This is a genomic window from Protofrankia symbiont of Coriaria ruscifolia (assembly GCF_900634745.1).
Lineage (GTDB): Bacteria > Actinomycetota > Actinomycetes > Frankiales > Frankiaceae > Protofrankia > Protofrankia californiensis.
On the sequence record NZ_CAAAFR010000184.1, the window covers coordinates 130,760 to 138,461 of the forward strand.

Here is a 7,702-nt window from a genome sequence, read left to right on the forward strand (position 1 = left end):
GTTCCTTTCGCGCCCGGGTTCCCACCGATCTCGACGGTCGACCGAGGTGGGCCGGCCGGAGGTATACCAGGAATATTTTGTCGAAGGTTCGAAAAACGCAGCATGACCACGCTGTCGAACTCGGCGATCCACGACATGCAGAAGTCCGTCGACACCGGCGATCCGGCACCTGGAGGGCCGAAGACAGCGCGATCGCGTTCCTTTCGCGCCGCAAGGCTCAGGTCCCCGGGTCGCTCGTGGAGGCGCACCGGCTCATCGTGAACCTGTCCGACCGGTTGCGGGCCGTCACGCATGACCCACACCGTCACCGTTGCGACCGCAACAGCTGGCGCCGCCGGCCCTGGACACTCGACATCAAGGGGTTGTCTCGCCTACTTTCTCGCAAGCGAGGAGTCCACAAGCGATTACTAAAAGTAGTCGATAGATATATCTGTAACAGAGCAATATGCTGTGGACGCCCCCGAGGAGCCGTCCATGCCACTCACACCTCCGTCTCGACGCAACGGTAGGCATCCGCTCGCGCGCACTCGCCCGAAAGCCGCCGTCCCGGCCCTCGCCCACACCGACACCGACATGCAGGGCGGCGAAGAGGACATACGGAACAGCACGGTCCAGCGACTCCGATGGCGTCGGCTCACGTGGCGCGGGCTCCTCACCGAACAGGGACGACCACAATGCATCCGTGATCACGCTCGCGCCCCCTGGCTGATCGTCGCGACCGTCTGCATCGGCGCCTTCATGGGGCAGCTCGACGCCAGCATCGTGACCATCGCGCTACCCGACGTCCGGACCGACCTGGGCGCGTCCCTGACAGCGATCACTTGGGTGAGTTTGTCCTACCTGGTCGTCCTGGTCGGCACGGTCGCGGCGGTAGGACGCCTCGCCGACATGATCGGACGAAAACTTCTGTACACCTACGGTTTCGTCGTGTTCACGCTGGCTTCACTCGGATGCGGGCTCGCACCGAACCTGACGACGCTGCTCGCCTTCCGGGTAGTCCAGGCGATCGGTGCGGCCATGTTGCAGGCCAACAGCGTCGCTTTGATCGTCGGTGCTGTTCCACGGGACGCGCTCAGTCGCGCCATCGGCCTGCAGGCGGCGGCGCAGGCTCTCGGGCTGTCGCTGGGCCCGGCGCTCGGCGGCCTGCTCACCAACGCGGGTGGCTGGCGGTGGATCTTCTACATCAACATTCCCACCGGAATTCTCGGGTGCGCCCTCGGCTGGGTCCTGCTCCCCCGGACCCGGCTGCGGGCGGCCCGGACCGCGTTCGACTGGCCAGGTCTGGCGCTGCTGTTCCTCTCTGTGACCGCTGGCCTGATCGGGCTGTCACAAGCCGCCACGGACGAGCCTGCGCATCCTGGCATATGGCTGGCGCTCACCGGCTCGGCAACGCTCGGCTGGGCATTCATCCGGCGGCAGGCCCGAACCGACGCTCCCCTGATCGACCTGGAGCTGTTGCGGCGCCGCGATGTCGCATCCGGGCTCGGGAGCGGGATGCTGGCATCCGCGGTGCTGTTCGGAACGCTGTTCGCCGTCCCGCTGCATCTGACCAACAGCGGCGGGCTGAGCATCGCGTTCGCGGGCTTGGCCTTGACCGCCCTCCCACTGGCGATCGGGCTGACCGCGCCGACGGCCGGCGCGCTCTCGCGGCGCTACGGCGTCCGCCGGACAACGGTCCTGGGGATGCTCGCGTCCATGGTCGGTGTCGTTGTGACAGCCGGCTGCGTGGCGGCCCTCACCCGTTCGGCGAACGGTGCTGCCGGGGACGCCGCCGTGGGTCTCGGCGCCGTCGCGGCGACAGAGATTGCACTGGCGATCATCGGGGTTGGCCTCGGGCTGTTCACTCCGGTGAACAACGCCGCTGTGATGTCGGCGGTCCGTCCCCAGGAAAGCGGGTCGGCGAGCGGGGTACTGAACATGACCCGCGCTCTTGGGAGCGCCTTCGGCGTGTCGGTGACGTCGGTCGCGTTCGGCGTCGGCGGATTCGCTGCTGCCGCGACGGTCCTGGCCGGATGCGCGGCGCTGGCCGCCGTGATCGCCTGCTGTCGCCCTGCCCGGCAAGGGGCACGGACCGATCCGCCCACCTCGGTCGAGCAGGGCCGATCAGCCGTCCCGGCTCCCCGTATCCCTGCCCGTGCGGGACACCGCGATGCTGCTTCGGAGCAACCCGTCCAATGCCTTCGGCTACACAGGAAAACGTTGCGATCACGTCACGATCAGCGGGTAGATTGGACATAGTCCAAAGAAGAGGAGACTCGAATATGATCAATAACGTTGATCGTGTGGGTAGCCTGCTGCAGGCCACGCTGGTGGAGTTGATCGACCTCGCCCAGCAGGGTAAACAGGCCCACTGGAACGTCGTCGGCCCCCGCTTCCTGCCGGTGCACCAGCAGCTCGACACCCTGGTCGACGACGTACGACTGGGCGCGGACGAGGTGGCGGAGCGCGCCGTGGCCGTCGGTTACCGTCCGGACGGACGTAGCGCCACCGTGGCCAAGGAGACACCACTGAGCGAGTTGCCCGCGGGGTCGCTCGCCGACGTCGACGTGGTCCGCGAGATCACCGATCGGCTGCGTAACGTCGCTGACTCCGTCCGTGCGAGAGTGAACCAGCTCGACGACCTCGACCCGGTCACCCAGGACCTTCTGATCGGCCTGACCGCGACTCTGGACAAACACGCATGGATGTTTGGCGCACAGTTGAACTGAGCGCTCGGCTACGCACCGCGGGCCTTCGGGCCACCGGCCCCCGGCTCGCGGTGCTGGACGCCCTGGGGCGTCTCGGTGGCCACCGCCGCGCCGACGAGGTCCACGACCACCTGGCAAACAATGGATACGATCTTGCCCGGACCAGTGTCTACAACGTGCTGCGTGACCTGACTGCCGCAGGACTCGCGCTGCTGGCGGACGTCGGCCCGGGCGTGACCCTCTACGAGGCAGGCAGCGCCCTCCACCACCACTTCGTCTGCCGTTCCTGCGGATCGGTCCAGGACGTCGCCTGCGCTGTCGGCGCACACCCCTGCCTGCATCCCGATGCTGCCACCCACCCCGGCATCGGCACCCTGGACGAAACACAGATCATCTTTCGCGGCCTGTGTTCCCGCTGCAGCCCGCCCCCGTAAGAACGCGGATGAACGACGGCGAAGCGACGCCTACACGGGCCATGACCGCCAAAGGCCACCCTTTTCGCCCTGCCCTTTTCGCCCTGCCCTTTTCGCCTCACCCTTCGCCCGGACCGCCGGTTCCAGGGGTGTCCACAGTTCCGGAGGTGTCCGTGGCTGCTGCCTCCAGCAGCATGCGAAGCAGGCGTGCCTGCCGGAGCGGAAGGGCCGCGGTGAAGTGACCCAGGGCCGCGTCGGGGTCACCTGCCTGTTCCAGTGACGCGAGCATCTGGGCGGCGGCATACTCCTCCCGCCGTCGAGTCGGGTGATACATCCAGACCCGACGGATCCGAACTCGCTCGACATGCCCCTTGCCGATGAGACGGGCAAGCGTGGTGGCTATGGTGCTGTGCGCGAGTCCCCCGCCCAGCTCCTGCTGGATGTCGCCGGTGCTCACCGGCGCGCGGGCCGCCCAGACAACCGCGAGGACCGCTGCCTCCAGCTGACCGGGCTGGCGGCGCATCGCCGTGCCGGACACGTCCGTCGGCTGCTGCGCATCGTCGTCTCGCGGGGCGGGTTCAGGGCTGAGAGTAGTCAACAAGAGCCGTCCTTGAAGGCGTGAAGGGCGTATCGGTGACGTGATCCGCGCAGTGGCGGTAGCAGCCCCGGGCGCGTGCGGCCGGTCCGTCGACAGGCACGTGGCGACACGGCACGGAGCAGTGGCTAGAGCGTCGGCCAGGTAGCGCAGATCCATCCCGCAGTCGATCAATGATCCAAGATCGAATATCGTCGCATCATGAAAGTGAGGGAGTAGACGGTCGCGATAGCAGCCGTTTTCACACTCAATCTCTTGATCGCAACAGGACGCGCGGCTACCTGACCGGGCCCTGGAGGGCGAAAAGCAACACGATCATGCTTTTCTCGCGCTCGTGGTTCCTGCCGGATCCGGGAGGTTCGGGAGGTTCGGGAGGCCCAAGTCCCGGGTCGCCGCTTGGTCAGTGAGTCGGCCCCGTCGGCAGGAAACGCCGCTGGCAGGAGACACTGTCAACAGGTCAGCCTACCGGAACCAACACCAGCCGTAGCGACCTTGGCAGCCAAGGGAAATACGATCCTGCTTTCTCGAACACGGGGTTACCGGCTGCCACCGGACAGGCTATGTGGCTGCGAATCGGACTGCCGAGGAACCTGGCTGTCAGAAGAGCCGCGGGCCTACCTCAAGACTGATGCACGCTCCTGGCGGTCCCCGGCGGGCCATCGCATACCTGAGAATCTCGCTCGTCCAAGGCGCCGCGGAAGAACCGGACGGTTGAGCCACGCGCACACCGTGGTCGGCAAGGCCCGTCCGGCCGGGCACAGCCGCTGGGAGCAGGATCGACAGCACACCGCGGACCGTGCGGGTGGCAAGCACACAGGCAAGACCGACGACGGTGGCGCACAAACGTGCAGGCCACCTGGCCGTAGCCACCACGCGCGAAAAGGCGGCCGCCCTATTCGCCCGGGCACAGCTTTGCATCATGTGCCGTGGCCCACCTGTCTGTAGTCGGTTACATCGCCCGTGTCGTTGGATTGCATGTAGTCATATGTTGTATGTAATTGTATGTAGTTGCCCACGTCATCCGCGAGAAAACCGGGGCGGAAGAACCTCGCACATCACCAATACACTGTGTTACCGCATCGGTCGAAATCTACGGTCACGCCGACAAATGATTACCAAGCGCAAGCGTCTTACTACCCTGCAAAGATTTTATCTGTAGGAAGCAGGACAGGGTGCACCGAACCGGCCAGAAACCCCTGTGGTTACTCCCTCAGAGTGAACCCGATGTATGCATGTCGGCACAGATCGCACACGGTCGGACCAACCTTGCCAGCCCCCACCCACCCCACCACCGCAACCACAGGACCTCGTGGCGATCGTGCGCCGCCAACCATGTGCCACCGAGCTCACACTGCCGTGATCGCCGAACTCCCGGAGTCGTTCCGAACCATGGGGCCGGATGGCGAGCCACGTCCAGGCGGCCGCTGACAGGACCCGAACCCCGTCGATCGAAGATCGACAATTGACTCCGAATCAAGACGATACCGGATGATTTATACCGGTTTGGCCAAGCGGGGTTCCCATGCCACCGCGGCCCGGCCACAGCGTCCGACAAGGCGAACCACGGCATGCGGCAACGATGCGCACCAGGAGGCCGCCTGGGCGTGGATCGCCTGGACAGAGGATCCGGAAAAGGATCTCAGAATCTCAGGCGGCACGCAGCTGAGAGATCCGCACCAGCGCGTCACATGTTTCCTCGGTACGTGTCACGTCAACATTGAGGGAAGCCACAAAGGTATTCAGCGCCTCTTGCACTGTCACCGCCGACTCGTGCGCGGACACCGGACAGTCGAGCTCCAGAAACATACCCAGCCCGTCGAGTTCGTCCACGCAGAGCGACACGTTGCCCAGACTCGCCGTCCGCCGGATCTTGGCGACCCGCACCGTCGGACAGAAACCCATGTTCAGGATGGCCTGATGCATCTGATCGCGATCGGCGACTTCGGTCTCGAACGAGATGTATGCCTGGGCGTTGATAGTAGGCTGTTTCAGGGTGAAAAAATGACGGTCGTTTATCGTACGTAGCCGCGGGAAGGACACACCCAGCCGACTGTCCTCGAAGGTCCAGCGATCAGGAGCGTACGCCTGGTCATCCTGAAAGAACGGCTCACCCAGCTCGATGCCTCGCGCCTTGAGGGCCAGGAAGAGTGCCTCCCTGTCCCTCACATGGAACTTGACCTTAACCTCGCGCACACAAGCCTCCCCATCGTCTACCCGGCGATCCCCCGAGGCGACAGCCTGACACATAACCCACCAACCAGAAGTGACGCCCACCGCCAAAGCTATAGAGTCGGATGGGCGTTGGATGCGGGCAAGCGGCCATGACCACATCTTTCTAGCCCGTGTCCGGGGCCCGGGGCCCAATATCAACCCCGTGGTGACAGCCAGCAACAGTCGGCACACGGTCTGACCTTCGTCGAGGTGACCTCGACGAAGGTCGGCGAGCCGCCCACCCCCGAGCAGCGCGCACCCACGCACCCGACCCCGAGATGCCGGCGTCCCATATCCGCAGGCAGACGGACATCACGTTACGGGTACGTTTCACAGCGGATGCCACCTGGATCTCTGTCCGACCAGGTGGTCACGCACTCACAGTCGTCTCGCCCGCAGCCCACCCGCAGGGCCTGCGAAGCTCACGCCACAGCTTCAGCCATGGCCCGGAATCCGCTGTCGGCCGACGGACGGACAGATCATGACAAGACCGGCCGCAGGCTGTCGGCGCACGTGATTCACAGCCGTCCGCTTTTCAGAAAACCTGGGGAAACAATGGCGGCACAATCATTTCCTTTTGCTCCCGGGGTTCCTGCTGGATCGGGGGTGTCTGCCGGATCCAGGGGCCTGAAAGCCGATCCGCGAGGTCCAGCTCCGAGTCGCTTGCGCGGTACGGCGTCGGTTATAAAAAACCATCCCGGGCACCTCACCCGCGGACCGTCCGGACGTAGCCCGACCATCGTTGATCGTGGCTGTGTTCGCATCCGAGGATCCCTGGCCGGCCAGCCTGGACGCCGGAAGGGCGCGGCTAATTCCGATCCGGACGAACAACCTTTCCAAGGCGAGGCGAAAAGGAACCGTGGCGACCTGTCACCAACGACGGACCGATGGCGATGCCGACGGCGGCGTCGGTTACCTGCCGACCGGTCCGGCCTCCACCACCATGCGTGGTCGGGCGGCACCGACCTAGGCTCGTCAACCGGCAGCATGCAGACTCAAGGAACGCGCCGACGCCAGCGCGCTCCATCAACTAGGGGGCCAAAGGAAGTGCGATCATGTTCCTTTCGCGCTGCCGGAGGTCCACGTCCCCCGGGTCATCCGGAACGCACGGCCCGTCAAGTTGTTCCAGAACATCCCAGTATGCTCCGGTACAGACCGAACTCGGACGACGGAAAGCAAGGAGAAGCGGATGAGGCCCACACCAGTGGACAGCCACACCCGCAGCAACACGGACCGCGACAGCGAAATCGCCGGTACCCGATCCGAAGGACGCAGGCTGCGTCTGCACGCGGTGATGAACGGGCAGCGCCGGCAGTGGCTGGGGATCGGTGCCGCCGGACTTGTGATCGTCATCGTCGTCGGCATCATCCTCACCCGGGGAGGGCAAGGGCCGGCATCCCCGCAGGCGGCCACAACCGCCGCGCCCAACTCCACTCCCACCGAGCAGGCCCCGGCCCGCCCCGTCGGCCCCTGGGTCCTCGCCGTCGGTACGAGTCCACTCGACGGGCAGTCCGTCAAGGGAAGTGTCGAAGTGAGCCTGAACCCGGGTACGGACACCCTCGACAAGGTCGAACGGGTCAAATTCTCCCTCGACGGAGACACGGTGCTCGACGACCGGGACGCACCGTTCACGGTCCGGCTCAACAATCCGGCCGCGGGCAAGCACACTCTCACCGCCCGCGTTCGCACGAACGACGGCAGCACCGAAGTGGAATCCGCATTCACCTCCACCGGTGACGGAGCAGACTCGGCCGCGCCTGCCGTGCCGGCCGCGCCGGTACCACCCGCAGCCCTGG

General features: G+C 65.5%; 6 protein-coding genes. 4 read left to right on the forward strand and 2 right to left on the reverse strand.

Features of this window, described 5'->3' with window-relative positions:
• Nucleotides 1–474 precede the first annotated feature (474 nt).
• Genes CV1CTNOD_RS21585 through CV1CTNOD_RS21595 form a run of 3 tightly spaced genes read left to right on the forward strand, consistent with a single transcriptional unit; the run spans nucleotide 475 to nucleotide 3,121 of the window.
• On the forward strand, nucleotides 475–2,238 hold the full coding sequence (locus CV1CTNOD_RS21585; protein ID WP_207386586.1) for an MFS transporter: 1,764 nt from the start codon (nucleotides 475–477) through the stop codon (nucleotides 2,236–2,238).
• A 23-nt stretch (nucleotides 2,239–2,261) separates the two neighbouring features.
• Complete coding sequence (locus tag CV1CTNOD_RS21590) at nucleotides 2,262–2,708, forward strand: Dps family protein (RefSeq protein ID WP_131787774.1); 447 nt, start codon at nucleotides 2,262–2,264, stop codon at nucleotides 2,706–2,708.
• The gene (locus tag CV1CTNOD_RS21595; RefSeq protein ID WP_131787775.1) at nucleotides 2,681–3,121 is read left to right on the forward strand and encodes a Fur family transcriptional regulator; all 441 of its coding nucleotides are present in this window, start codon (nucleotides 2,681–2,683) and stop codon (nucleotides 3,119–3,121) included. Before CV1CTNOD_RS21590 ends, CV1CTNOD_RS21595 begins: the two co-directional genes overlap by 28 nt.
• Nucleotides 3,122–3,218: 97 nt before the next feature.
• Here CV1CTNOD_RS21595 and CV1CTNOD_RS21600 read toward each other — a convergent pair whose 3' ends face one another.
• A complete protein-coding gene (locus CV1CTNOD_RS21600) occupies nucleotides 3,219–3,701 on the reverse strand; it encodes a BlaI/MecI/CopY family transcriptional regulator (RefSeq protein ID WP_165485661.1) in 483 nt (160 codons plus the stop codon).
• A gap of 1,641 nt (nucleotides 3,702–5,342) precedes the next feature.
• Nucleotides 5,343–5,888: a class IV adenylate cyclase gene (locus CV1CTNOD_RS21605; RefSeq protein ID WP_131787777.1), complete on the reverse strand. Its 546-nt coding sequence runs from the start codon at nucleotides 5,886–5,888 to the stop codon at nucleotides 5,343–5,345.
• A 1,207-nt stretch (nucleotides 5,889–7,095) separates the two neighbouring features.
• Between CV1CTNOD_RS21605 and CV1CTNOD_RS21610 the strand changes: the two genes are divergently transcribed.
• Nucleotides 7,096–7,702: Ig-like domain-containing protein (locus CV1CTNOD_RS21610; protein ID WP_242606904.1), on the forward strand; the 607-nt coding region annotated here is incomplete at its 3' end.